Below are 25464 nucleotides of genomic sequence, written 5' to 3' on the forward strand. Positions count from 1 at the left end.
GCTTTCTGTTAGCAGGAAAGGCTCCGGGCAGCGGGAGTATAAGACTGCAACGCTTATGCTGCAGGGGAGGTAAAGGTGTCTTCGTATTGTTTGCGCAGCTGGGCCTTCTGGATTTTGCCCATGGTGTTGCGCGGCAGTTCCTTGATCACCCAGATGCGCTTTGGCACCTTGAATTTCGCCAGCTTGTCCTGGGTGCGTTTGATGATGGCTTCGGGGTCGGCCTGATCACCATTGGCAGCCACAATCACACCGGCAACGGCTTCGCCGAAGTCGGGATGGGGCAGGCCAAAGATCGCGACTTCATCGACCTCGTCATACTCGGCAATGACTTCTTCGACTTCCTTGGGATAGACGTTAAAGCCACCGGAAATGATCAAATCCTTGTCACGGCCAACGATGGTGACATAGCCGTCTTCGCCAATGGTTGCGAGATCGCCGGTGATAAAGAACCCATCAGAGCGGAACTCGGACGCGGTTTTTTCCGGCATCTGCCAGTAACCTTTGAAAACGTTCGGACCACGGACTTCCAGCACACCGATTTCACCAGCACCAAGGACGTTGCCATCCTTGTCACATACGCGCGCCTCGATCCCCGGCAGGGTCGGACCAACCGCACCCGGACGGCGTTCACCATCAAGCGGATTGGACGTGTTCATGCAGGTTTCGGTCATGCCATAGCGTTCAAGGATCTTGTGGCCGGTGCGTTCAAAGAACGCGTCATGGGTTTCGGCCAGAAGCGGGGCCGAGCCCGAGACGAACAGACGCATGTTGGCGGTAACATCCTTGGTGAATTTCGGATGCGCCAGCAGACGGGTGTAGAAGGTCGGAACGCCCATCAGAACGGTTGATTGCGGCAGGCGTTCAATCACGTCATCGGCATCGAATTTCGGAAGCAGGATAACCTTGCCGCCATTCATCAGCATGATGTTGATCGCAACAAACAGCCCGTGGGTGTGAAACAGCGGCAGGGCATGCAGCAGAGTATCACCCGGCTTGAAGCCCCATGCCTGATGCAGGGTTTTGGCGTTCGAGCCCAGATTGTTGTGGGTCAGCATCGCGCCCTTGGACCGGCCCGTCGTGCCCGAGGTGTACAGGATCGCGGCAACGTCATCCTTGTCGGCGGCGACGATGTCAGTCATGGCGGTGGCGTTTGCGGCCTCGTCATTGAGGCTGCCATCGCCGTTTGAACCGAGCGACAGGACAGCCGCGACGTCATTCTTGGCGCCGAGTTCCTTTGCCGCATCGATATGGCCCGGACGGCAGACGAAGACACGCGGTGCAGCATCACCAAGGAAATAGGCGATTTCATCACCGGTATAAGCGGTGTTAAGCGGCAGGTGAATGGCGCCAAGTTGCAGGCAAGCCAGATACAGCGCGATCACATCGGATGATTTGTCGACCTGAGCGGCAACGCGGTCACCCTTGACCACACCATGGGATGCCAGCACGGCGGCATAACGACCGGTGCGATCAAGCAGCCACGAAAAACTGCGTTCGGTGCCGTCGCGTTCAATCAGAAACGTGCGGGATTTGTTGGCCGGAAAACGGTCCAGAAATGTTTGAAGAAGATTATCTGACATGGTCATACCTGTTTAAATTCCGGCAAGCTGTGCGACGGATTTCGATGTGGCGATCTTTCCGTCATTCATCAGTGCTTCGTGGTTTTTCTCGATATCATTGAGGTGATAGGCGTAGTTCACCATCATGCCGCCCGCCTGACGCAGACCCTTTTCGGATGTGTCGCCAAGCCAGTTCAGGCGTTCAAGCTGTGCACCATTGCCCAGATGGAAGCGGGCAGTGGGATCAAGCGGGGACTTGCCACGTTTGCAGGTGGCAAGATAGGTGGCACACAGCGCCAAAGTCGGTTTTTGCAGCTTGGCGACCTTGATCGGATCGTTGATCCAGTCGTCTTCGCTAAGCCCGTCCAGCACCTGACCGGCAAGCTCTGCGTCGTCGGCCTTGCTTTTCTGGCGGGTGCGCAGCCAGCCCATGAAGCCCGGAATGGGCGACAGGGTGGCGAATTGTTTGAGCTGCGGGAATTCGCGTTTGAGTTCCTCGACCACCTGTTTGATCAGGAAGTTGCCAAACGAAATGCCCTTAAGGCCGGCCTGACAGTTGCTTATCGAATAGAAGATCGCCGTGTTGGCGGTTTCCGGCGCCTTTTCATCGATTTCCGGGGCCAGAAGCGCCTGAACACTATCGGCCAAACCGTGCACGAGGGCGACTTCAACAAAGATCAGCGGATCGTCGGGAATGGCCGGATGGAAGAAGGCAAAGCATTTCCGGTCGGTCGCCAGACGACGGCGCAAATCTTCCCAGCCCTGAATTTCATGGACCGCCTCATAACGGATCAGTTTTTCAAGGATGGCCGCCGAGGTATCCCAATCAATGTGGCGCAACTCAAGGAAGCCACGGTTGAACCAGCTGGTCAGCAGGTGCTGCATATCGGCATTGAGCGGCTCAAGATCGCGGTTGTTTTTCAGAAGCGCGATCAGGGTTTCACGCATATCGACAATGGCCCGCGTACCACCCGGTGCCATGTTGATTTTGCGCAGCAGTTCCTGACGGATCGGCTCGGACGTTTGGGTCAGGACGGCGAGGTTTGCCTCGGACGGATCCTTGGCAAAGGCCTCGGCGGCCTTGGTGACCTTGGCGCGATCAGCGCTAAAGTCATTTTGCATCATCCGGAAGAAGGCCAGATGGTCTTCTTCGGGCAGGTTTTCCCAAAGCCGCACCACTTCGCGTGCAGCCGCGGTGCCACGTGCCTCGCCCTTTTGCGAAACAAGGTCCTTGCACATGGCGCCAAGCTGCTTGAGCGGGTCCTGCGGGGTCGAGAGTGGCAGATCAAGCAGTTCACGACCACGGTCGGCAATGCTTGAAAGCCAGCTTTTGACAGACATGCCTGACATTAGCGTCCTCCGATGATGGTTTCCGGAAGCCAGGTGGCGATCTGCGGGAAGAAGCACAGAATGATGATCGCTGCGATCATGCACATCACATAAGGGAAGGCGCCCTTAAGGATGCTCTGCAGACGAATGTCGGGTGCAATGCCATTAATGACATACAGGTTCAAACCAACCGGCGGGGTGATCAGGCCGATTTCCATGTTGATTGTCAGGATCACGGCAAACCAGTAAGGATCGAAACCGGCATTGATGATCACCGGCAGCAGGATTGGTGCGCTCATCAGGATGACTGCGACCGGCGGCAGGAAGAAGCCACTGATCAGCAGGAACACGTTGATGAAGCCCATCAGAACCCAACGGTTGACCTCGAGGGCGGAAATCCACTGGGCAATCGACTGGGTGATGAACAGCGATGACAGCATGTAGCTAAAAAGGCCGGCAGCCCCGATGATCAGCAGGATCATCACGGATTCCTTGGTGGTGTCACGCATGACATTCCAAAGCTGACCCGGTTTCCACATGCGATAAACGATCATCGCGGTGATCAGGCAGAACAATGCACCAACGCCAGCCGTTTCCGAAGGTGTCGCAACACCGCCATAAAGGGCGAACAGAACCGCACCGATGATGACAAGGAAGGGCAGAACACGCGGAAGGATTTCAAACTTTTCCTTCCAGGTGTATTTGACAACACCAAGGGCGGCCTGGGCGTTGCCCTGACGCCAGGTCGAATAGAGCGACCAGGCCATGAACAGGGCGGTGACCAGAAGACCCGGCAGAAGACCGGCAAGGAACAGGCGCCCGATCGAGGTTTCGGTCGAGATGCCATAAACAATCATGGTGACACTTGGCGGGATCAGGATGCCCAGCGTACCGCCAGCGGCAATCGAGCCGGCCGCAACCGTATCGGGGAAGCCGCGTTCGCGCATCGCCGGGATGCCCATCTTGCCGATTGCGGCACAGGTGGCAGGCGATGAACCCGACAGGGCGGAAAAGATCGCGCAGGCGCCAAGGTTTGAAATCACAAGCCCGCCCGGAATACGGGTCAGCCAGCGATCAAGAACAGAATACAAGTCACCACCGGCCCGAGACGAGGCCACAACCGCCCCCATCAGGATAAACATCGGGATGGCGAGAACTTCGAAGCTTTCGAGTTTGCCGAACAGGATTTCCGGCAACAGCGGCAGTGATCCGGTGCCATCAAAGGTGATGATGAAGCCAACACTGACCAGAAGCAGGCCAATACCGACCGGAATGCCGGAGAAAAGAACAAGGGTGGTTGCGATGCCGACAACGGCCGCAAGAAGCAAGGGATCCATGATGCGGCCTCCTTAGGAAATGTCGTCGCGAATATCGAACGGTGTCGATCTGCGGGTGATGAGCGACAGGAAATCGGCAAAGAATTGCAGGAACAGCAAGCCAAAGCCGATCGGCAGCGCGGTGTAAGGTTTCCAGAGTGCGACGGCCCAGATGGTTTCAGACAACCAGCCGCCTTCATAGGCCTCAATCACCAGTTCCAGACCATAGAAGCCAAACAGGGCACTGATCGCCATGCCACATGACAGGGTCAGGATGGCAAGGGTCATGCGTGCGCCGCGTTTGAGGTACATCGGGAACAGGTCAACATTGACGTGACCGCGCAGCAATTGAACATAGGGCAGGCCGACCAGTGTTGCGCCGATCATCAGGAAGATGACGGCTTCGGTCTGCCAGACGGTGGATTCATTGAGCACATAGCGCATGAAGACCAGCTGGCAGATGATCAGCATCGCAATGGCAAACATGCTTGCCGATGCGATCCCGCAAATGCGCGATAAGAAATGGATGGCAGAAATGACGCCATCAAGCGGGCCCTTTGGCGCCTGGGACCGGTTTGCGGCCATGGCGTTTTGATGGTCGATCGGCTCGACATCAGGCGGGGGAGGCATATCTGATTTAACGGAATGCGACGCACTTGGTGTCTGCGTGAAATCGTCTGGCAGATCAATCGGAAGTGGGTGCGGGGACATGGCGTTCGACACGCGCGTTCTCCTCTGACGGAACCGTATTGGTCTATATTTTTGTATTTTGAGGAATGGGGTGGTGCCGGACGGACCGGCACCACCATCACTTCACGTCAAGAACCGATCACTCGACTGCAAGTGCCATATCAAGAAGTTCCTGACCGTTCGGGGTCTCTTCAACGAACTTCTTGTAGGAGGTTTCCTTGGCCAGAGCCTGCCAGGCAGCGAAGTCTTCATCGGTCAGTTCGGCAATATCAACGCCGTTTTCCTTGAAGACAGCGATGCTGTCAGAGTCCTGCTTGCGGCCTTCGGTGGTGTAGTATTCTTCGGCCTTCTTCGCAGCAGCAGCCAGGGCTTCTTTCTGCGCATCATTGAGGTTGTCGTAGCTTTTCTTCGACATCAGGACCGGCTGATACATGAACCACAGTGCGTTGCCTGCGGCCGGGGTGTAGCAGCTGACCTGCTCGTAGATACGATAGGAAACGAAGCTTGAGGAGCTGGTGTTGGTGGCATCAAGAACGCCGGTCTGCATGGCCGGATAGATTTCCGAGCTCGGCATGGCGGCGATGGATGCACCGGCACCTTCAAGCATCTGCTCGAACGATTTGCCGGCGGCACGAATCTGAAGGCCTTTGACGTCTTCCGGCTTGCGGATGCAGCCCTTGGTCGAGGCAAAGCCACCGGCCAGCCAACCCTTGGCAACGGTTACAACACCATCTTCGTTCAGGAGTTCTTCGATTTTAGCCATGAACGGGGATTCGTTGATGCGGTTGGCATGATCGTGGTTTTTGACCAGTGCCGGCATCAGGGTCAGGTTGGTTGCCGGAACACGACCACCGGCATAGGCCAGCGGATAAACGATCATGTCGAGCTGCCCGCGTGTCATCGGGGTCCACTGTTCTTTTGCCTTGAACAGGGAGCCGGACGGGAAGATCTGGATTTCCAGATCAACGTTTGCAGCTTTGACTTCATCGGCGACGATCTGTGCAACCTTGTGACGGATGTCGCTGGTCGACCACTGGTGAGACAGTTTGAGCGTCTCGGCACCAGCAGATGCGGACATGCCAAAGGCGGCAACAGACATGGAGATGGCGGCAACAGACGCCGTAAGAGTCTTCTTGAAAATCTTCATCTTTATCCTCCCGGATGAAGCATGCGTTTTGAATGCATTTTGACGGCTTTTTGCGCGTCTTATTATTGATGCGGTTTTCGCATTGGAAGAAAGCGTTACAGATTTCTGGCATGCTGTCCACGCAATTTTGTATACCAGAACGTCATTTTGCAGTGCCACAAATCCGCGCCCTAGTATTTGCCGGGGGATTTAGGAAAACCGCGCCTGAACTTTTGCGGTGCAGCAGGAAATCATCGCAAAGCAGCATCGAAAAGGCTTTGATTGGTACCAGAATATGTGTTCTGGTATACCAGTAAGTGACGAAAAACGAGGTCCCACATGTCGCAAAACGGAAAGCTTGCCACCGATCTGGTCCAGAAACTTGAACGCGATATCGTGACCGGAGTGCTCAAGCCTGGCGACAAACTTGACGAGCGTTCGTTAAGCGAACGGTTCGGTGTTTCACGTACGCCGGTGCGTGAAGCGCTTCAGACACTTGCCGGTTCGGGACTGGTTGCGACCATGCCGCGCCGTGGCACCATTGTTGCCTCGATCACGGTTGCCGAACTGATTGAAATGTTCGAAGTCATGGCAGAACTTGAGGCGATGTGTGCGCGGCTGGCGGCACGACGTATGCCGCGTGTGGATATCGAAAACCTGATTGCGCTGTCCGAAGAGTGCAACGGGCTTAAGGATCATGCCGACGCGGACGCCTATTACGAGGCCAATGTCCGCTTCCACGAGGCGATCTATGCCGGATGCCGCAACAGTTTCCTTGAACGTCAGACCAAGAATGTACGCAACCGACTGGCACCTTATCGTCGCCTGCAGTTGCACCGTCCGGGACGTGTCAAGAAATCCAATAATGAACATGCCGATATCCTGAGTGCCATTTCCAACGGCGAGGCCGAGACGGCGGGCAAACTGATGCAGCAGCATGTGGCGGTTCAGGGTGAGTCGCTTAATGATCTGCTGGCGATTGTGCCGCGCGGATACCTTGAACCGTTGGCCAGCTAATTCCGGTTTAAAGACGACACCAAATGCGTGACCTTTTTGGGCGGGTACGTTAAAACGCGCTCATGGCAAAGAAACGTTTGGATCAGTTGCTTGTGGAACGTGGATTGGTGGAAAGCCGGTCCAAGGCACAGGCTTATATCATGGCAGGCAATGTCTTTAGCGGCGAGCAACGGCTTGATAAGCCGGGCATGCCGTGCAAGGAAGACATTTCCATTACGCTGCGCGGGCAACCCCATCCGTGGGTGTCACGCGGCGGGCTCAAGCTTGAAAAAGGGTTGGTCGAGTTCGAGATCGACGTGACCGATTTTATCGCGGTCGATGTCGGCGCCTCCACCGGCGGCTTTACCGACGTTCTGCTTCAGAACGGGGCGGCCAAGGTTTATGCCGTTGATGTCGGGCAGGGGCAGCTCGATTGGAAGCTGCGCAATGATGACCGCGTTGTGGTTATGGAAAAGACCAATGCCCGCCACCTGACCGAAGAACAGATCCCCGATGCCATCGATATCGTTGTTTGTGATGCCAGCTTTATCGGCCTTCGTACAGTGCTTCCAGCCAGTATGGAACGGGTCAAGGCGGGCGGGTATCTGATTGCGCTGATCAAGCCGCAATTTGAAGTCGGCAAGGAACGGGTCGGGAAGAAGGGGGTCGTTCGCGAACCTGAATTGCATCAGGAAGTCTGCGATACCATTTCCGACTGGCTGGCAAATCTTCCGGGCTGGGAAGTGCTTGGCATTACCAAAAGCCCGATCACTGGCCCCGAAGGCAATGTTGAATTCCTGATTTGCGGGCGGAAAACGGCCTGATCAACAGGCCTGATTTCCACCCGTCCTCATCAGATTACTTGCCGATTTTCTTCATGAAGAAATCAATGCCGGCCTGTGCACAATCCTGATCCTGCGGCGGGGTGCCGGAACTGACGCCGATACCACCCACGCATTCACCATCAACGAACACTGGCAGGCCACCAGCGACAATCGACAGGCGACCACCAATTTCGGAATCGATGCCATAGGCCGGTTTGCCGGGCTGGGCAGCCGCGGCATATTCATGCGTGCCCTTGCGCGCACCCGATGCGGTAAAGGATTTGTCCTGGGCGATGGTGGTGCTGGTGACCTTGCCGCCATCCATGCGTTCAAACGCGATCAGCACACCGGATTCGTCAGTAATCGCGATGCACATCGGCACCCCGATTTCATTGGCGCGGTTGCGCGCGCCTTCGATCAGGATATAGGCATCCTCAATGGACAGGCGTTTGATGGTCAGCATTGGACTTCTCCCGGGACGTTTTCTTTGATGCAATTAACTGCTGGCATCTTAGGACCTGCGCCAAAAGGCGATCAATCAGATAAAACGGCTTTCCGTATGGTGGAAGGCGCAGCATGTTGCGCCCGCCACTTAGAAGTCGGGACGCATGATCATCAGGTAAAGTGCACCCAGCGGAAACAGAATGGCGATGCGGCCAATCATGTTCCAAAGCCTGCGGCATTTCTCATAGCTTGCGGGCATTTCGGTTTCGCCGTTTGCGACGGTCCTGGCCGCGATCTTTGACATATAGATCTGAAGCGGGAGCAAGCCGACCAACCACAGCATCGCCGCCATGCCAAACAGACCAATGCCATAGATCAGATAGGGCGCATCCGAAAGCGCGATGCCGGTCGCGTGGAAAAGACCGATACCACCAATCACGATCAGGGCCGAACCAAGCGCAGTAAAGGCGAGGTCGGTGACGTTGATCAGTCGACAGGCAAAGGCGATAACGACCGGGTTGTTGGTGCGGTCTGCCTGTATTTTCCAGACGGCGGATACGATGATATTGCCCAAAAACAGGATGGCGCCAATGACGTGTATGAGTTTGACGGTTGCGTATTCCATCTGATTTTCCGGTTGGTAACAGGCGGCTGCCCGTTATGGGTTAAGGGGCTTTGGTGGAGTTGACCGGCATGGTCAGATCTTCGGCCAGAAGGCCCAGAACAAAACTTGAAAGATCCTGATCGGCGGGCGGCACGATCATGCCATCAATCACCAGCATGGCGATGCCGTGTGCCCGGCTCCAGGCGGCGAGAGCCCGGTTATAGGCGCTGGCGGCCTCGGCCAGGGTCATTTCGGCCTTGCGATCAACCGATGTGACGGCGCGTTGCAAGACGTCAAAGGCGTTATCGGCGGCATCGCGCAATTCGGGATATTGATCGAGGGGTGGGCGTTCACGGCCAAAGATCAGACGGAAATGCTGCGGGTTTTCGACCGCGAACTGCACATAGGCAGCCCCCAACGCCATGATGCGTTCTTCGTGATTGGGGGGACTTTCCGCAGCACTTTCAAGTTGTTCGGCGAACCTTTCGAAGGCGGCAATCGCGACTGCCGCCAAAATGCCATCCTTGCCGTCAAAATGGCGATAGGGGGCGGCTTCCGACACACCGGTCAGCCGCGCCAGACGGCGTAGCGACAAGCCAGCCGGGCCTTCGTCCGTCAGGATGTTTTCAGCTTGTTGCAGGAGGACATTCCGGACATCACCGTGGTGATACTTTCCCATTTGCACGTATCTCGTTTTTCTTATGTTAACTTCGTTAACATTAAAGCGTGACACACGAGGGCGCAAGACCAAAAATCACGTTTTTTCATACGGATTTTATGGTGGAAGGCTGCGGGTTATCGTGATGTGCGGGTGATGGCCAATCAGGCCAGAACGAAATCAAACCGGCCGATTTCGCCGTCACTTGCCGGATGCATATTCATCAAAAGCGCGCTGTCAAACAGGTGATCAAGCTCGTTAAGCGGTTCATCCGGGAAATAGAGCTGGGTGGTCAGGGTTCGGCCATTGGGCGGGGTGATCTTGACGTGGTAATGCGGGGTGCGACCGGCATATTCGGCCGGGCGGATGGTATCGAAATAATAGCGTCCCTGGCCGTCAGTGCGCTGATAGCCGCGCATGTTAAAGCCCTGATTGTCATAACGGCCATCTGAGTCCGCATGCCACAGATCGACAATCGCATTGGCAATCGGCGTGCAGGCCGAGTTCAGCACATAACCCAGAAGGGTCACTGGCGTGCCGCCGGTATCGGTTCGGAAGTTGCGCTTTTCGGGCGGGTTTTCGCTATAGAACGGGCCTTCGGTCATGGCGCGTGTCGGGCCGATATCTTCCCCGCAGGCTGGTGTCGCCGGAAGGGTTCTGTCACTGGCGTAGGAAACCGGTGAAAGAATGGAATTGCCGATAAGTGCCGAGCCTGCAGCAAACCAGCCCTTCAGCGCAGACCTGCGCGACAGACCGGCTAAGTCCAGATCGATGGTCATTGGTTTTGCCTTTTCCCAACCGCGTTTGGGGTTCGTTTTTTTTGTTATGAAAGTTAGATGTGGTCACCCAGCAGAACTACAAGATGGCGTGCAGCAAAAATTACTTCGATCAGCAAAAAAAATGCGCCACCCGTTATCGGATGGCGCGAGGGGAGTCTGGCGCTTATGGTTTAAAGGCTTATCAGGACTGTTCTTTTTCCGGGGCCGCTGGGTGAGCCGTATCGGTCGTGGACGGAGTATCTGCAGGTTGGGTTGGTGTCTTGTCTTCATCTGAGTCTGACTGCGAACTTGCAGGCTCAGCTTGTGTTGTGTCGGATTGAGTTGCGTTTTCTGATTTGTCCGTCGTTTCGGCGGAGGTGGCGTCGGTTGACGCCGCTTGGCTTTCCGGCGATGCGGTTGTTTGGGTCGCGTCCGACGCTTGGGTGCCGTCGGAAGAGGGTCGTGGCACCGGGGCGGCGGCGGTATCGCCTGCCTCGGACTTTGACTGTTCTTGATCCTGAGGCTGATCGTTTACCTGTGCCGCACTTGACGTATCAGACGCCGGGGGGGCGTCTGGCGTCGTGGTCTCGGTTGGTGCGGCTTTGGCGGTTTCGTCGGGGGCCTTGTTGTCCGGATCAGTTTTGGTGTCGTTGGTTGCCTTGGTGTCCGTGGTATCCGTTGCCGGAGGCTTCGTCCCCGCGCCCGAGTCCGATGGAGAAGAGGCATTGTCCTTGTCGTCGGTCTGGTCCCCGGATGTTGCCTTGGGATCTGTATCGGGCGGGCTTACCGGTTGAACCTTTTCCGACGTTGGGTCGGGCTGGTTGCCATCAGGCTTTGGCGTCTCGGCGGGGGCCGGTGTCAGGTCGACCGTGGGGGCGGCTGGTGTCTTCTGATCTTCGGGCCGGTCGGGGCGGATCAGGAACTTGTTTGAGAGCGTGTCCTTGCCGATCAGAAGCGGTTGATCCAGAGGACCCATTTCCAGAAGGCCGATTTCGACATCACGGATCACGCCGCCAAGCTTGATGCGGGTTTTGATCACAGGGGCGTGCACGGGCGGGGTGCTGGCACCGGTTTGAACATCGCGAAAGCCCGCAACGGGCAATGTCAGCTTCCAGACAATGGTGCGCGACTTAAGGCTGCTGTCGGCGGCAGGCGGGGCCTTGATGGTCAGGGAGAAAGATACCGATCCGCTGGCCGCTGCATCGGACGCGTCATCGCTGTTGCCATCGGAACTGCCGGTGTCGTCCTTATCCTCGCCGTCATCATCGACAGTGAGGTCGCTGACAAACAGGCAGGTTTGCGGTGCCGCGCCGAGGATCATGGACGGCAGCCCTGAAATCCCCCAGTCGGGCAGGGCGACTGCTTCGTCCGCAAACAGGACGATGCGATTTTTGAGCTGCGCGTCACTGCCAACCGTTCCGCTGGGAGCCGGTTTTTTGTTTGATGCAGCAAGTTGGATCAGGGTTTTGAGCAATATCGGGTTCATGCCACTTAGACGCGGCATGAAACCAGTTGTGATGCGATATTCGCCCGTTCCGATTGCGTCGGAAAACTAGCCCGAAAATTAGCTCGGAAAATGCTTGTTGGTGTTCCAGCCTTCGCACTGTGCGCGGTGGCGCAGAAGGTGGTCGGCAAGCGTGATCGCAGCCATGGCTTCGCCCACCGGAACGCCACGGATACCAACACACGGATCATGGCGACCCTTGGTGACGACATCGACTTCCTTGCCATAGATATCAAGGCTTTTGCGAGGTGTGAGGATCGAGCTGGTCGGTTTGACTGCAAAGCGTACGACAATGTCTTGGCCCGATGAAATCCCGCCCAGAATCCCCCCGGCATGGTTGGAGCCAAAGACCGGCTTGCCATCTTCACCCAGACGCATCTCATCGGCATTTTCAATGCCGGTTAGCTCGGCTGCTTCAAAGCCATTGCCGATCTCGACCCCCTTGACGGCATTGATGGTCATCATCGCCTTGGCGAGATCGGCATCAAGCTTGTCATAAACCGGGTCACCCAGGCCAACCGGAACGCCCGAACAGACGACTTCGATCACCGCGCCAACGGATGAGCCATCCTTGCGCAGGCCATCAAGATATTCCTCGAACACCGGAACGGCTTCGGGGTCGGGGCAGAAGAACGGGTTGTTATCAACCTCGGCCCAGTCCCAGTTGGCCCGGTTGATTTCCTTGGTGCCCATTTTGACCAGGGCCGCGCGGATTTTGATGTCATTGCCCAGCACCTTGCGGGCAATTGCACCGGCGGCAACCCGCATGGCGGTTTCGCGGGCCGAAGAACGGCCGCCGCCGCGATAATCGCGCGTGCCGTATTTTTCCCAATAGGTGTAATCGGCATGGCCCGGGCGGAACTGGTTTTTGATCTCGCCATAATCCTTGGAGCGCTGATCAACGTTTTCGATCAGAAGGCCAATCGGGGTGCCGGTGGTTTTGCCTTCGAACACGCCCGAAAGGATTTTGACCTGATCAGGTTCGCGGCGTTGGGTGGTAAAGCGCGACTGACCGGGTTTGCGTTTTTCGAGATAATTCTGAATATCGGACTCGGTGAGCTCAAGCAGGGGCGGCACACCATCAACAACACAGCCGATGGCCGGGCCGTGGCTTTCGCCAAAGGTGGTGAAGCGGAAAAGTGTTCCAAAACTGTTGCCAGCCATAACCGATTATCCAGAATTCAAATATTTAAGAGACAAAACGGGCCGCCCATCAGGGCAGCCCGCAAAATCGTATCAGGCCCAGATCAGGATTTCTGGACAGTGATGTCAGGTGCGTCTGCCTGTTTCATGCCAACGGTGTGGTAACCGCAATCGACATGATGGGTTTCGCCCGTAACACCGGTCGAAAGATCCGAGAGGAAGTACAGACCTGATCCGCCAACATCATCAAGCGTGACGTTACGGCGCATCGGCGAATTGTATTCGTTCCATTTCAGGATATAGCGGAAATCGCCAATCCCCGATGCAGCAAGGGTCTTCATCGGGCCCGCCGAAATGGCGTTAACACGAATGCGGTCCGGACCAAGGTCATTGGCAAGGTATTTCACGCTGGCTTCAAGGGCCGCCTTGGCAACGCCCATGACGTTGTAATGCGGCATGACCTTTTCTGCGCCGTAATAGGAGAGCGTTAGAAGCGAACCACCATCGGTCATCAGTTTTTCCGCGCGCTGTGCGATCGCGGTAAAGGAATAGACCGAGATGTTCATCGAAAGCGCAAAGTTTTCCGGCGAGGTATCGACATAGCGACCACGCAGTTCGTTCTTGTCGGAGAAACCGATAGCATGCACGACGAAGTCAAGCTTGCCCCATTTTTCCTTAAGCGTCTCGAACACGGCATCCATGCTGGCCGCATCGGTCACGTCACATGGCAGAACGATGTTGCTGCCAACAGACTCTGCGAGCGGGCGCACACGTTTTTCAAGGGCTTCGCCCTGGAAGGTAAAGGCCACTTCGGCGCCGGCCGCAGCGGCCGCACGTGCAATGCCCCAGGCAATCGATTTATCGTTGGCGACACCCATAATCAGGCCGCGTTTACCGGCCATAAGGCCCGAAATATTGTCGGTGGACAGGCTCATATTTCCTCTCGTTCCCACGATCTCTCTCTGGCAGGTAGAGGCATTCAAGAAAAGCCGCGACCGGCCCAGAAGGCATTAGACATTTTGCGCATCCTACACAAAGCGCGGCCAAGGTCAATCTGACCTGTCATAACGTGTGCAGGCACGCTATCTTGTTGATCAGGTGCAGTATAACCGGAAAATGCGTGGGGATAAGCGTTTAATGGCCGAAATTCAGAAATTGCTCGCTGATCGAACCGCATTCTGGCGCTATGCCGGTATGCGTTTTGTCCATGACAAATCCATACAACGTGCCGCCGGTTTGTCCTACACGACGCTTTTGGCGATGGTGCCGTTTCTGGCGATTGCACTAACGGTTTTGTCGGCCTTTCCGGTTTTTGATCAGTTCAAGGACCAGATCATGACCGTGGTCCTGAGCAATTTCCTGCCGGAAACCGGCGCGCAGGTCACGGACTATCTTGGCAATTTCTTGCAGAATACCGGACAGATGACGGCGATTGGCACAATCGTCCTTGGCCTGACGGCGGTCATGTTGCTCAGCGCCATCGAAGGGGCGATGAATGATGTGTTTCGCGTAACCAGCCCGCGTAAAATTCTGGCGCGTCTGGTGGTGTTCTGGACACTTTTGACGGTTGGGCCGATGTTGCTGGGCTTGAGTTTGTCACTGGCGTCGTATTTCTTTGCCATGCGATATTTGGTGGGCGGCGAAGCGGTTGCCCAGCATATCGGTCAACTGACATTCTTGGCGCCCTTTGTCCTGTCGGCGGTGGCCTTTTCATTGCTGTTTATCGGCATGCCGAACCGTTCGGTCGAGATTATTGATGGTGTGGCCGGTGGCGTGGTGGCCGCCGTTTTGTTCGAAAGCCTGAAAAAGGGCTTCGCGTATTACGTCACGACATTTCCGACCTATCAGACGATTTATGGCGCGGTTGCGATTGTGCCCATCTTTTTGTTGTGGATGTATCTGACCTGGATCGTGATCCTTTTGGGTGCGCAGGTGGCAGCCGCGCGGTCCGAATGGCGTGCGGCACGTGCAGCCGGCCTGATCCCCGATCCGCGTGGTGCGGTGCCGGGGCATATGGAACGGATTATCGCCGTGCTGCGGGTTTTGGAATATCTGCAAAGTCGTTTCCACGAGGCCGACAAGCCGCCGACCTATCGCAGGATGATGCGCGACGTCAAACTGGGTGGGCGTGATCTGAACTGGGCGTTGGCAGCATTGCGGCGTGAAAAGCTGATTGATCGTTCCGAAAATCATCGCTGGCTGCTTTCGGGGGACCTGTCGCCGATTTCGTTGATGGATCTGATGAGCCGCCTTGGCCTGTTTCTGGATTACGACCGGTTGCTGGTCGTGCAGACAGATAGTGGCTGGCCGATTGCCATGCGTGAACGCCTGATCGAGCTCGAAGAAAAACGCAAAACGGTTCTGGATGTGAAGGTGGGCGATCTGCTTGATACCCCGCGCCCCGAAGACAAAATCCCCGAACAGATCGAGAAAGACCCGGATCACGAAAAACAAGACGATATCAATCAGAAAGACATGACCGACATCATGAACTGATGGCTGCTTCGCGGGTTACAGAAAAAAAAGGCCGGGAAGGATATTCTTCCCGGCCTTTTTGATGTGTTGATGATCGGTCGTATTTATCGGGAAGCCATTTGGTTGAGCGCAAGGGTTATTTCGGCCCGACGGCCAGCATCGGCAAGCGGACGGTCCGGGCGGTCCGGGGCATCAAGCGCCTTTTGGAAATAGATCCGCGCTTCGTCATAACGTTCCTGTTGGCGCAGGAAATCGCCATAGAAGAAGTTCGGATCAATGCCGTTCGGGTTGAGCGCAAGCGCCTTTTTGAGGTTTTCCTCTGCCTTGGGGTTGCTGCCAAAGGCCAGCGGCCAGGGTGGGACCTGATAGTAAAGCGATCCGAGCGAGGTATAGGCTGAGCCATCCATCGCGGTCGGTGCGGTGGCAATCACGTTTTCAAAAAGTTCGCGGGCGTCGCGCACTTTGCCAAGGGCCGAGATACCGCGCACAATCCCGGCATCGGTTGACAGAATGATGCCTTGCCAGATTTGCAGTTCCGGGCTGTCGGGGAATTCTGCACGCAGCTTTTCGCCGTCAGCTTCAAGCTTGTGAATGGCATCAAGTTGGGCATCCTCATCGGTGATTTCGTATTTGATGTGTGCCCATTCATGTTGCAGGTGGCTGACAGCCTTCATCACCGCCGGGTTTGCTGTTTGCGCCTGCGACGTTGCCGGCAAAGCCAGAAGGAGAGCAACCGCAAGGGCCGATAAGGTGATCATGTTTTTGCGTTTCATGCGATGTTCCTCTGTGCGTCACTTTCTGTCCCGGTGCCATTGATGATCAGGGCCGGTTTGGCGTTGGCCTTGTCGGTTGCCAGTATCTCTTCACCAATTTGGGTGTTTTTGCGCAGGCCCTTGTCGATCATCGCGGGCACGAGTGCATTAAGGGTGGCAAACAGCCGTTCCGGCCAACCAAGGCGAAAATCACTGGCGTTAAGTTCAATCGCGCTGGCAATGCGAAGTGCGACATCGCGCGGGCGATCTTCGCTGGCTTTGGTCTTGCGATTAAGCATGCCGAGCTTGCCGCTATTCATACCGGTATTGACCGCACGTGGTGCGATGTGGGTGACAGTAATAGCCGTGTTGCACAGTTCCCGACGCAGGGCGTCGCTATATCCCTTAAGGCCGGATTTGGCCGCCGCATAACCGGTCATGTGCGGTAACGGAATCAACCCAACCATCGAGCCGATATTGACGATCTGGCCATGATTGCGGGCACGCATGGCGGGCAGGACCGCCTGACACAGCCGCATCGGCACCAAAAGGTTGAGTGTCAGAAGCGCGTCGTAATCCTGGTCTTCGGCATGGCTGAAATCATTGATCCCGGCAAGGTTGATCAGGATGTCAGGCGTATGTTCGCGAAGCGCCTTGCAGGTCGTATCGATGCGTTCCATCAGATCGCCTTCGGATGCCCGGTCATAGGACCGGACATTCGCACCGCGTTCTTTCAGGATTTCCACAAGGGGTTTTCCAATCCCGCCGGTTGCCCCGGTGAGAAAGATGTCTTTTCCCTCAAGCAACATTTTTCCGTTGTCCTTCATGCGGGATCGCTGCGAACAGGTTGGCAAACAGACGGAAGGTGTTGTTGGCGACTTCGATGATCGCGGCCTGATCGTTCGGATCGGTGATTTGGTTGACGGTTTTCTCGAAGAATTTCATGTGTTCGATATCAAGCGAACCGTGCGAGAACAGATAGCTGAATGCCGATTTCGGCAGATCAAGACCGGTCATCACCGCATCGGCACCCTGACTTGCGATCTGGGTTGATGTGCTTTCGAGCATGAAGACCATGCCAAGGAAACCAACCGGGTTCTTGCGCGCGATATAGTCGTAGTTATAGGCGACCATCACCTGGGTTTCGAGGTTAGGCGTTGCATTGCGTGCAGCTTCGCGGTTACCACCAGCGGCCTCGATATCATTGAGGATCCATTCTTCGTGGCCTTCTTCCTCTTCGAGATATTCAATTACCGCCTTGTGCAGCCAGCGTTTGTCATCGGGCAGGCGCGATCCCATCGCCATCAGGAAGGGAACGGTATGTTTGACGTGGTGATAGGCCTCGGTCAGGTAGGCGACATAGGTGGAGCGGGAAATATTGCCCGAAAGTCCGTCAACAAGCTGCGGGACGTGATAAAGGGCTGCGCGGGCATCAGCGGTTTGGGCAACAAGACGATCATAGAAATTCATGGGGAGCTCCGAAGTGTTTTGTGAGGAGATATATCGTTTAACGATCACATCACGCTTGGGCCGACCATTTCCGGTTAGGCAGCCGTTCTGTGCGGTGAAGGGCGCACAAAGCGTGAAGTGTTTGATTTGGGCATAGTCGGGCAGGCCGGCGTTTGCGGCCTGAAGGGCGGCGTTGATGTCTGCATCAGTGCTGTTTGGTACGATCAGCGCTTCAAGATGGGCTTGGCCGTCGCCAAAAACGATTGCCTGATAAATGGCGGTTTGGGCCAGCAAGGCGGCCTCGGGCCATTCGGGTGATATGTTGCGCCCGTTTGAAGTGATCAGGACGTTTTTGCGCCGTCCGGTAACGGACACAAAGCCGTCGTCTGAAATCCGGCCAAGGTCACCGGTGGCGAAGCGTTCCGAGAGGGATGCGTTTGCCGGGGACGGATCGCCGACATAGCCAAGGAACCCCGGATTGCGAATGACGATTTCATCATCGACGATTTCCGCCGTGACATGCGGCAACAGCGTGCCGGTTGTGCCCGGTTTGTTCTTATCCGGAACGTTCAACGACAAAACCGATGCGCATTCAGACAGGCCATATCCTTCGTAAACCGGAAGGCCGATCTGACGGGCCTTGGCAATCAGGGCGGGATCAATCCGCGCGCCGCCAACGGCAATGAAATCAAGTTTGGTCAGCGGGCCATATTGCATGACCTGCATCATCAGGGCGTGCAGCAGTTCCGGCACCAGAATGACCGAGGTGGCATCAGCCCCCTTGAGCAAGCCATGCAGGTTTTCGTACTGCGCTTCAAAGTTCCGCAAGGACGTCAGATGCACGGTGCAACCGGCGAGAAGTCCGGCATAGACGCCTGCAACATTTTCCAGCAAGACGGCCAGGGGCAGGGCGGAAAAATGCGTACCGGCAAACCCGTCGCCCAGCATCTGATAGATCGAGCTTGCGACATTCATCATGGCGGTTGCAGGCAGGCAGACACCTTTGGGGGTGCCGGTGGTGCCGGATGTGAAGGTGATTTTTGCAGTTTTTGCCGGGATGGTCGCGGATTTGGCAAGACCGGTTCGCACCATGCCATCTGGTGTGATCATGTGAGTGATGCCAGCGGTTGCGGCGGCATGATCAATTTGTGCTTTGGTAAAGAAGGGCGGGATCGGAACACAGATGGTTTCCGATTTGAGTGCCGCCAAGTCCCAAAGTACCCAGTCGATACCGTTATCAAGCGCGATGCCAAGAACATCGACATCGGTAAGGTCTTTGGCGTGGTCGTCAATGCGCTTGATCAGGTCGCCATATGTGATCTGATCGGTCTGGCTTTTAAGGGCAATTTTGTCGGCCGGGTGTTGGCCGATGCGTGAAAACAGCATGATCAGACTCAGACCTCGCCATTATGTTGGAGACGGGGATAAAGGCGCGGGCGCATGTGGCTGTATTCGGCGCCAAAAAGCGATTGCAGGCGCAGATATCCCAAAGTGACCGAGCCCGAGAGAACATGCGGGCGCGTGTCGTAGTAACGGCCCCAATGGGTGTTGCCGCATTCAAGCAGGGCCGGGTCAGCAAGCGCATGACGCACCGGCGCCAACCCCATTTTCTGGAACCGTTTTTCAAGACTTGCGGTGCCAGTAACTACCGCCTGTTTGAAGCCGCTATGATGCAAATAAGCCGAAAGGGCAGTGAACAGGAAGGATGACGCGCCTGATCCGTTTGATGCCAGATTGCCGATTTCAGCAATCTCGTGGCGCGGAATGCCGAGGAGCGAATTGATCGGTCGGCGGAGATATTGTTCGAGAAACAGCGGACCATGCCCGGCAGAGCGAAACCCAAGGGCGGCAACGATATCGCCGTGATCATCGCGCACACTCATCAGTGTGTCGTAATGAACCGAAATTTCTGCCTCATAGGTGCGGGCATAGATGCCAGAAATGAAATCCTCGACCTCTGGGCGTTCGCGCGCCGTATTGGTCAGGATTGAAATGGCGCAAGCATGCGTCGGCACGCGGGACAGAAACCCGTTCTTCTGCAAACGAAGTCTGGCCGAGGGATTGCCGTTTTCGTTGTAATTAAGCTGCAGCATTCAGTGGACGCCTTTTGATACGTGAATAACGCATTCTGACGTCGCAACCTGACAGCAAGCTGAAGAGCTGAAATCAACTTAAATCGAGGTGTTTGGCAGGGTCAGGATCGTTTGGAGGAAGGGCTTTGTGTCATTTCCACGCGGATTGGTTCATCGCTGCTGCGCAGGTGCAAATCGCGTTGCGGGAACGGGATTTCGATATTGTGTTCGATGAACGCATCCCAGACATTGAGCAAGACTTCGCTGATGATATTGCCGCGTCCGTTTTGCGGGTCGTTGATCCAGAAACGGATTTCAAGATCGACCGAGTTGTCACCAAAACCGCGCATCAGGGTATTGGGCCCCGGATTGTCCTGCACGCGTGCGCATTTTGCCGCCGCCTCGTTACACAGCCTGATCGCAAGGTGGGGATCGCAGTTATAGGAAATGCCGACTGGGACCTTCAGGCGCAGTTTGACGTCCGAGTGGCTCCAGTTTTCGACCTGATTGGTGATCAGGTCTTCGTTCGGGATCAGGAATTCTGTGCCATCGCGGGTTCGAACCGCTGTATAGCGCGCGCCCAGTGACTGAATCCAGCCAAAGGTATCGCCAATCGCAATGACATCGCCAGGTTTGATCGAGCGGTCAAGCAACAGGATCACACCACTGATCAGGTTGGCGAAAATGCGTTGCAGACCAAAGCCGATCCCTACACCAACCGCACCACCAAATACGGCGAGTGCCGTCAGATCGACACCCATGGTCGACAGCGCAAACAAAACGGCGATCGACAGCAAGACAAGCTTGAGAAGCTTTGCCATCAGGACCTGCACCGAGGGCGTCAGGTGATGGACCTTGCGGATGCGTTGTTCAAACAGGCGCGAGGCAAAGGATGCGACCCACAGCAGAACCGCAAGCGAGAGAACGGCTTTGATGATGCCATAGATCGAAATGCGGAACTCGCCGAATTCAATCGCATGCCCGTCAAGGATTGCGATACTTGGTTCCAGCCATCCGACAATGTTGAGTGCCGCCAACGTCCAGGCGACGGTTGCAATGGTGCGTGACCAGACAGGATCATTGACAATGGCAGCCGCCAGACGAATGACAATCCAGGCATTCAGAAGACTTGCCACCAACCGGATGATGTTATGGCGATAGCCAGCCTGAATGGCGATGGCATCAAGCAGCCAGATGGCAATGACAAAAATCAGCGGGAAGGCAAGACTGGGCAGAACCAACGCAAAGCGTCGAAACCCGGCATAGGGTAAAAGCGGCTTCCAGTTCTGCAAGCGTGCGAGAAGCGACGCCAGACGACCACGCAGCAAAAAGGCCGGGATGGTGGCAAGCAGGCAGGCAGCAATCTGGATCAGGATCGGGACCAGCAGGACATTTGCAGAGATCCAGGCGATTGCCTGTTCAAGCCATTGCAAATAGATGTCCGGATTGCTGAGCTGTTCCATATTTTCCCTGATGGTCGGTTTCGTTTTTTGCGACAAAGCCCGTTAAAACAATATGGTAACACGGAACGCGATTAACAGGCACCTTTCAACGCAGGGCCTTTTGTATCGCCTGACCCCGGGTGCCAACTGGGCAAGAAAAAAGCCGGAGAATGCCGGCTTCGAGGTGATCTATCAGCGCGCCTTGTAGGGGTGCTTTTCAGACCAGTCCTTGATGAACTCGACCAATTCATCATCGCGTTCTTCGGGCAGCTTGACCGTCAGGTGAACATATTGGTCACCGCGTTTGTTGCCCCGGTCATAGGGGGCACCCTTGCCGCGCAGGCGTAGCTTGGTGCCGCTATTGGCGTTGGCGGGCAGCTTCATATTGACCTTGCCATCGACAATCGGCACTTCGATGGAGCCACCCAGAATGGCTTCGGGCAGGCTGATTGCCAGATCACAATGCAGGTCATTGCCTTCGCGTCGGAAGGTTTTATCCGGATGGACATGCAGCTTGATCAGCGCGTCACCGGCCTCGCCACCATTCATGCCAGCCATCCCCTGGCCTTTAAGACGGAGCGTCTGTTCGTTTTCGCTTCCGGGTGGAATGCGGACCTCAAGGCTTTTGCCGCTGGCGAGATTGATACGCTTTGTCGTGCCCAGGATGGCCTCGGCGAAATCAAGGCTCAGCTCATAGGAGATGTTCGGGCCTTTGACCTTTCTGGGTTTGCGTTCCCCGCCAAAGCCACCGAAACCGCCGCCTCCAGAACGTGCGCGTCCCTTGCCGAAGATTTCGTCAAAGATGTCCTCGGCATTAGCACCGGAAAAGCCGCCGAACGGATCACCACCGCCAAAGCCGCCACCGGCATGTCCGCCACCACGGGCAAACGGGCTGGTTTCGCGACCATCGGCGTCGATTTCACCATTGTCGAATTTCTTGCGGCGCTCCGCATCACCGAGAAGGTGATAGGCGCTCGATACCTTTTTGAAGCGTTCTTCGATTTTGGCATCGCCCGGATTGACATCGGGGTGAAGTTCACGCGCCAGTTTGCGATAGGCCTTTTTGATTTCTTCCTGACTGGCGTTTTTGGCGACGCCAAGTGTCTTGTAGGGATCCTGCATTTACTGACCGGTTCCAGAAACTAAAAGCACGTTATGTGATTTGCACGTTGTGTTCATTATTAGATCATGCGCCGCAAAAGATGAACCATTTTGCCGCATCTGATCCGAAACAATGACATTAAGACGGGTTTGTCGCCCGAACCGATGACCAGATATGAAAAGGCGGCGCAGATCGCAAGGACCGCACCGCCTGTCATTTCAGATTTTTAGCAAGGCTTAGTTGACGACTTTCCAACTGCCATCCGGCTGGCGGCAGGCGGTGCCATAAGCCGTTTCTTCCTGACCACCGATCATCACCGTTTGCTGGTATTCACGGCAATATTCCTGGGTTTTCGGTTCCTGATAGGTGCGGGTCGGGGTCACCGTCCCCTGAACACCGGTATCGGGGTTGTTCCAAGTGGTGGTTTGACCTGTCGGGGTGGCTTCCAGCGTGCGCTGGGTGCTTTTTGCCATGATGGCGCGGTCGGCATTGTCAAGCGACTTGCCGACTTCGCTGCCGATGAAGGCGCCGGCAAGCGTACCAAGCGCAACACCGACAAGCTGGCCACTGCCCTTGCCGAACTGTGCGCCTGCGACGGCACCACCGACGGCACCAAGAAGTGTGCCGGCAGTTTGCTTCTGACCCTGATCCTGGGCGCAGCCAGCGATAAATGCGGTCATGACCACCGGGATAACGATCTGACGGAATTTCATGTTTAATTTGCCCATCTTGTCTTTACAGTCCCAACCGATATTCTTTGGGTATATATATTGATCCAACGTTGTTGCTGCCACCGTAGTTCCGAAATATGTCGTCCTGACGGCAACAAATTTAATCAGCCAAAGGAAATCCTTTCGCAATGAACGAGAAAAATGCGCCAAAAATTGGGCATGAACCCCACGATGCCCCGTTCGACATGTTCGAAACCTGGTTTGCGGACGCAAAAAAGGTCGAGACTGCCTATCCGGATGCGATGACGCTTGCGACTGCCGATGCGCAAGGTCGCCCGTCGGCGCGCATTGTGCTGCTTAAGGGTTTTGATCCGCGCGGATTTGTTTTCTATACCAACTATGAAAGCCGCAAGGGCGACCAGTTGGCCGAGAACGGTTTTGCCGCCCTTTGTTTCCACTGGAAGACGCTTGAAAAGTGCGTGCGCATCGAGGGCAAGGTTGCCAAGGTCGATGCAGCCGAGTCAGACGAATATTTTGCGTCCCGCCCGCGCGGCAGCCAGTTGGGAGCCTGGGCATCCATTCAGTCGCGCCCGATGAGTGGCCGGTTTGATCTTGAAAAACGGGTTGCGGAATTCACCGCCAAATTTGGTCTTGGCAAAGTGCCGCGCCCGGAACATTGGGGCGGTTATCGCCTTGTACCGGATCGGATCGAGTTCTGGGCGGAGGGCAAATTCCGCCTGCATGACCGCAAGCTGTTTACCCGCGATGACGCCGATAGCGGCTGGGATACGCAAAAGCTGTTTCCGTAAGGACGCCACGAGACTCCAAAACGCAAAAAACGCACAAGGGGATCAAGCCTTGTGCGTTTTTGTATTTTGGATCGGTGCGCCTTAGACCGCGGGTTCCGGCGGGCAGAAGGTGTCTTGTAGCACAGCGATGATCTTCATGATGTCGGGATTGGCCAGCGAGTAATAGATCGTTTGCGCATCGCGGCGGGTTTTTACAAGCCCTTCGCGGCGCAGGCGTGCAAGGTGCTGTGACAGGGCGGATTGTTTGATGCCCAGTTCATTTTCCAGCGTGCCAACGGATTTTTCCGTGTCGCCGAGAGAGCACAAAATAAGCAGACGCCACTCATTGCCGAGCGTTTTGAGAAATTCTGCAGCTTCACGTGCATTCTCGTGCAGTGCCGTATAGTCCATCCGCGAGTAACCCCGTTCTTAACTCTGCACACCAGGTCGCATTTTTGCTTTGAATGCCCGGTATCCTACCCAAGAGAATAATATCTCGATCTTTAAAGCGTCATCGTAATCGTTGGCATTCATGTTACAATCATTTTGTGCATGGTCGATTGAGAAAAACCGATCTGGCACCAACCACCGACACCAACAAAGTATAAGAATAATAATAACTTTCGCAAATTTTTGATCTTGAACAAAGAAAGCTGGGGCAAAAGACCTCAGACTGCTTGGCAGTAAAGGCATCATCAGTCGGTATTTCAGGCAGGTTCAATGACCTGTTCGACAGGCGGGAGTAGTTAACATGGCAATTCGCACCATTCTGGCACCGGTAGCAGGCACGGCAATCGACAAACGTGTGATGGCGACGGCCTTTAAACTGGCCAAGTCATTCAACGCGCATCTTGAGGCGCTTTTTGTTGCGGCCGAACCACAAGACGCCATTCCGATTGTTGGCGAAGGCATGTCCGGCCTGATCATCGAAGAAATGATCCAGGCCGCCACCACCGAAACCGAAAAGCGCGAAGCCAGCGGCAAGGCATCCTTTGCCGCCGCCGTTAAAGAGGCCGGCATCGAGGAGTCCAATACACCGAGCGCAGACGCCAAGCCAACCTGTGCCTGGCGCAAGGATAGCGGGCGCGAAGACGAAACAGTGGCCCGCCGCGGCCGTCTTTTTGATCTGGTGGTGATTGGCCGGGATCCCAAGGAAGCCTCCGCATCGCTGACCTTTGATGCGGCCCTGATGGAAACCGGACGTCCGATCCTGGTGGCCCCAGAAGTAACCCCGGCGACCATCGGTGAAAAAGTCATGATCGCCTGGAATGGCGGCATTGAGGCCGCGCGCGCGGTTACTTCCGCCATGCCGATGTTGCGCAATGTCAAGGAAGTCACGATTGTCAGTGTCGGTGAGGTTCCCTATGGGCGTGCGTGCGCCAAGGCGCTGGCCGAACAGTTCAGCTGGCACGGAGTCGATGCGGCCGTGGTTGAAAGCACGGAAACCGGACAGGTTGCTAATACCTTGATTTCCGAGGCAGAAAAATGCGGTGCCGATACCATTGTTCTGGGGGCATACAGCCATTCACGCTTCAAAGAGATGATCCTTGGCGGTGTGACGCAGGATATGTTGGCAAAATGTGCCTTGCCGCTTTGGATAATGCACTAGGCCAAGGGGCTGCTTAAGCGCCTGATATCGCGAAATTATATTACCTAACCGATGGTATATGACTGAAAAGGCGCATTTTTGATGCGCCTTTTTTTTGTTGCGTTGCGGGATAAATAGGAACAGGGTTACAGAAATAAGAACGTGACGAAACCC

General features: G+C 55.7%; 25 protein-coding genes. 5 read left to right on the forward strand and 20 right to left on the reverse strand.

The features are described 5' to 3' along the window. Positions 1-53 precede the first annotated feature (53 nt). The 5 genes from TH2_RS15000 to dctP all read right to left on the reverse strand — a co-directional run bounded on the left by TH2_RS15000 (position 54) and on the right by dctP (position 6041). Positions 54-1580 carry a malonate--CoA ligase gene (locus TH2_RS15000; RefSeq protein ID WP_040824209.1) on the reverse strand — a complete coding sequence of 509 codons (1527 nt, stop codon included), beginning with the start codon at positions 1578-1580 and terminating at the stop codon, positions 54-56. A 12-nt stretch (positions 1581-1592) separates the two neighbouring features. After that, a complete protein-coding gene (locus tag TH2_RS15005; RefSeq protein WP_008891286.1) occupies positions 1593-2909 on the reverse strand; it encodes a malonyl-CoA decarboxylase in 1317 nt (438 codons plus the stop codon). Further along, positions 2909-4225, reverse strand: coding sequence for a TRAP transporter large permease (locus tag TH2_RS15010; protein ID WP_008891287.1), 1317 nt, complete (start codon positions 4223-4225; stop codon positions 2909-2911). Before TH2_RS15010 ends, TH2_RS15005 begins: the two co-directional genes overlap by 1 nt. A 12-nt stretch (positions 4226-4237) precedes the next feature. Beyond that, positions 4238-4927, reverse strand: a complete 690-nt coding sequence (locus tag TH2_RS15015; protein ID WP_008891288.1) for a TRAP transporter small permease — start codon at positions 4925-4927, stop codon at positions 4238-4240. 106 nt (positions 4928-5033) lie between these two features. Beyond that, positions 5034-6041 (reverse strand): TRAP transporter substrate-binding protein DctP, encoded by a 1008-nt coding sequence (gene dctP / locus TH2_RS15020; protein WP_008891289.1) that lies wholly within the window; start codon positions 6039-6041, stop codon positions 5034-5036. Positions 6042-6359: 318 nt separating this feature from the next. Here dctP and TH2_RS15025 point away from each other — a divergent pair, with 318 nt between their 5' ends. Both TH2_RS15025 and TH2_RS15030 read left to right on the forward strand, forming a co-directional pair. Then, on the forward strand, positions 6360-7037 hold the full coding sequence (locus TH2_RS15025) for a GntR family transcriptional regulator (protein ID WP_008891290.1): 678 nt from the start codon (positions 6360-6362) through the stop codon (positions 7035-7037). A 62-nt stretch (positions 7038-7099) separates the two neighbouring features. Further along, positions 7100-7840, forward strand: a complete 741-nt coding sequence (locus tag TH2_RS15030) for a TlyA family RNA methyltransferase (protein WP_008891291.1) — start codon at positions 7100-7102, stop codon at positions 7838-7840. A 34-nt stretch (positions 7841-7874) separates the two neighbouring features. Here the strand turns inward: TH2_RS15030 and TH2_RS15035 are convergent, their stop codons facing one another. From TH2_RS15035 to fabI, 7 genes are all read right to left on the reverse strand, one after another. Then, a complete protein-coding gene (locus TH2_RS15035) occupies positions 7875-8303 on the reverse strand; it encodes a GlcG/HbpS family heme-binding protein (protein WP_008891292.1) in 429 nt (142 codons plus the stop codon). Positions 8304-8432: 129 nt separating this feature from the next. After that, entirely contained in the window at positions 8433-8909 is a 477-nt protein-coding gene (locus TH2_RS15040) for a DUF2269 family protein (protein WP_008891293.1), read from the reverse strand. Between the two features lie 40 nt (positions 8910-8949). Beyond that, positions 8950-9567: a TetR/AcrR family transcriptional regulator gene (locus TH2_RS15045; protein WP_008891294.1), complete on the reverse strand. Its 618-nt coding sequence runs from the start codon at positions 9565-9567 to the stop codon at positions 8950-8952. Between the two features lie 143 nt (positions 9568-9710). Next, positions 9711-10325 carry a dioxygenase family protein gene (locus tag TH2_RS15050; protein WP_008891295.1) on the reverse strand — a complete coding sequence of 205 codons (615 nt, stop codon included), beginning with the start codon at positions 10323-10325 and terminating at the stop codon, positions 9711-9713. Between the two features lie 181 nt (positions 10326-10506). Continuing rightward, positions 10507-11808 carry a hypothetical protein gene (locus TH2_RS15055; protein ID WP_157194144.1) on the reverse strand — a complete coding sequence of 434 codons (1302 nt, stop codon included), beginning with the start codon at positions 11806-11808 and terminating at the stop codon, positions 10507-10509. A gap of 60 nt (positions 11809-11868) precedes the next feature. Beyond that, positions 11869-12972, reverse strand: coding sequence for a chorismate synthase (gene aroC, locus TH2_RS15060; protein ID WP_008891297.1), 1104 nt, complete (start codon positions 12970-12972; stop codon positions 11869-11871). An 83-nt stretch (positions 12973-13055) separates the two neighbouring features. Beyond that, positions 13056-13886, reverse strand: a complete 831-nt coding sequence (fabI, locus tag TH2_RS15065; protein WP_008891298.1) for an enoyl-ACP reductase FabI — start codon at positions 13884-13886, stop codon at positions 13056-13058. 202 nt (positions 13887-14088) lie between these two features. Here fabI and TH2_RS15070 point away from each other — a divergent pair, with 202 nt between their 5' ends. Continuing rightward, positions 14089-15447, forward strand: coding sequence for a YihY family inner membrane protein (locus tag TH2_RS15070; RefSeq protein ID WP_008891299.1), 1359 nt, complete (start codon positions 14089-14091; stop codon positions 15445-15447). A gap of 83 nt (positions 15448-15530) precedes the next feature. Here the strand turns inward: TH2_RS15070 and TH2_RS15075 are convergent, their stop codons facing one another. The 7 genes from TH2_RS15075 to TH2_RS15105 form a co-directional block, all read right to left on the reverse strand. Next, complete coding sequence (locus TH2_RS15075) at positions 15531-16199, reverse strand: tetratricopeptide repeat protein (protein ID WP_008891300.1); 669 nt, start codon at positions 16197-16199, stop codon at positions 15531-15533. Then, on the reverse strand, positions 16196-17005 hold the full coding sequence (locus tag TH2_RS15080; protein WP_238538718.1) for an SDR family NAD(P)-dependent oxidoreductase: 810 nt from the start codon (positions 17003-17005) through the stop codon (positions 16196-16198). The genes TH2_RS15075 and TH2_RS15080 overlap by 4 nt, the downstream gene beginning before the upstream one ends. Further along, a complete protein-coding gene (locus tag TH2_RS15085) occupies positions 16977-19013 on the reverse strand; it encodes an AMP-binding protein (RefSeq protein WP_008891302.1) in 2037 nt (678 codons plus the stop codon). The genes TH2_RS15080 and TH2_RS15085 overlap by 29 nt, the downstream gene beginning before the upstream one ends. An 8-nt stretch (positions 19014-19021) precedes the next feature. Further along, positions 19022-19720 (reverse strand): thermostable hemolysin, encoded by a 699-nt coding sequence (locus tag TH2_RS15090; RefSeq protein WP_008891303.1) that lies wholly within the window; start codon positions 19718-19720, stop codon positions 19022-19024. A 101-nt stretch (positions 19721-19821) separates the two neighbouring features. Beyond that, a complete protein-coding gene (locus TH2_RS15095; protein ID WP_008891304.1) occupies positions 19822-21162 on the reverse strand; it encodes a mechanosensitive ion channel family protein in 1341 nt (446 codons plus the stop codon). A gap of 171 nt (positions 21163-21333) precedes the next feature. Then, a complete protein-coding gene (locus TH2_RS15100) occupies positions 21334-22263 on the reverse strand; it encodes a DnaJ C-terminal domain-containing protein (RefSeq protein WP_008891305.1) in 930 nt (309 codons plus the stop codon). A 216-nt stretch (positions 22264-22479) separates the two neighbouring features. Continuing rightward, on the reverse strand, positions 22480-22956 hold the full coding sequence (locus TH2_RS15105) for an RT0821/Lpp0805 family surface protein (RefSeq protein ID WP_008891306.1): 477 nt from the start codon (positions 22954-22956) through the stop codon (positions 22480-22482). 146 nt (positions 22957-23102) lie between these two features. On the opposite strand from TH2_RS15105, the gene pdxH reads away from it, so the two are divergent. Next, complete coding sequence (pdxH, locus tag TH2_RS15110) at positions 23103-23723, forward strand: pyridoxamine 5'-phosphate oxidase (protein WP_008891307.1); 621 nt, start codon at positions 23103-23105, stop codon at positions 23721-23723. An 81-nt stretch (positions 23724-23804) separates the two neighbouring features. Here pdxH and TH2_RS15115 read toward each other — a convergent pair whose 3' ends face one another. Continuing rightward, the gene (locus TH2_RS15115) at positions 23805-24113 is read right to left on the reverse strand and encodes an ArsR/SmtB family transcription factor (protein ID WP_008891308.1); all 309 of its coding nucleotides are present in this window, start codon (positions 24111-24113) and stop codon (positions 23805-23807) included. A gap of 340 nt (positions 24114-24453) precedes the next feature. Here TH2_RS15115 and TH2_RS15125 point away from each other — a divergent pair, with 340 nt between their 5' ends. After that, positions 24454-25311, forward strand: a complete 858-nt coding sequence (locus TH2_RS15125) for a universal stress protein (RefSeq protein ID WP_008891309.1) — start codon at positions 24454-24456, stop codon at positions 25309-25311. Positions 25312-25464: the final 153 nt, after the last annotated feature.

The organism is Thalassospira profundimaris WP0211 (assembly GCF_000300275.1).
GTDB classification, from domain to species: Bacteria; Pseudomonadota; Alphaproteobacteria; order Rhodospirillales; family Thalassospiraceae; genus Thalassospira; species Thalassospira profundimaris.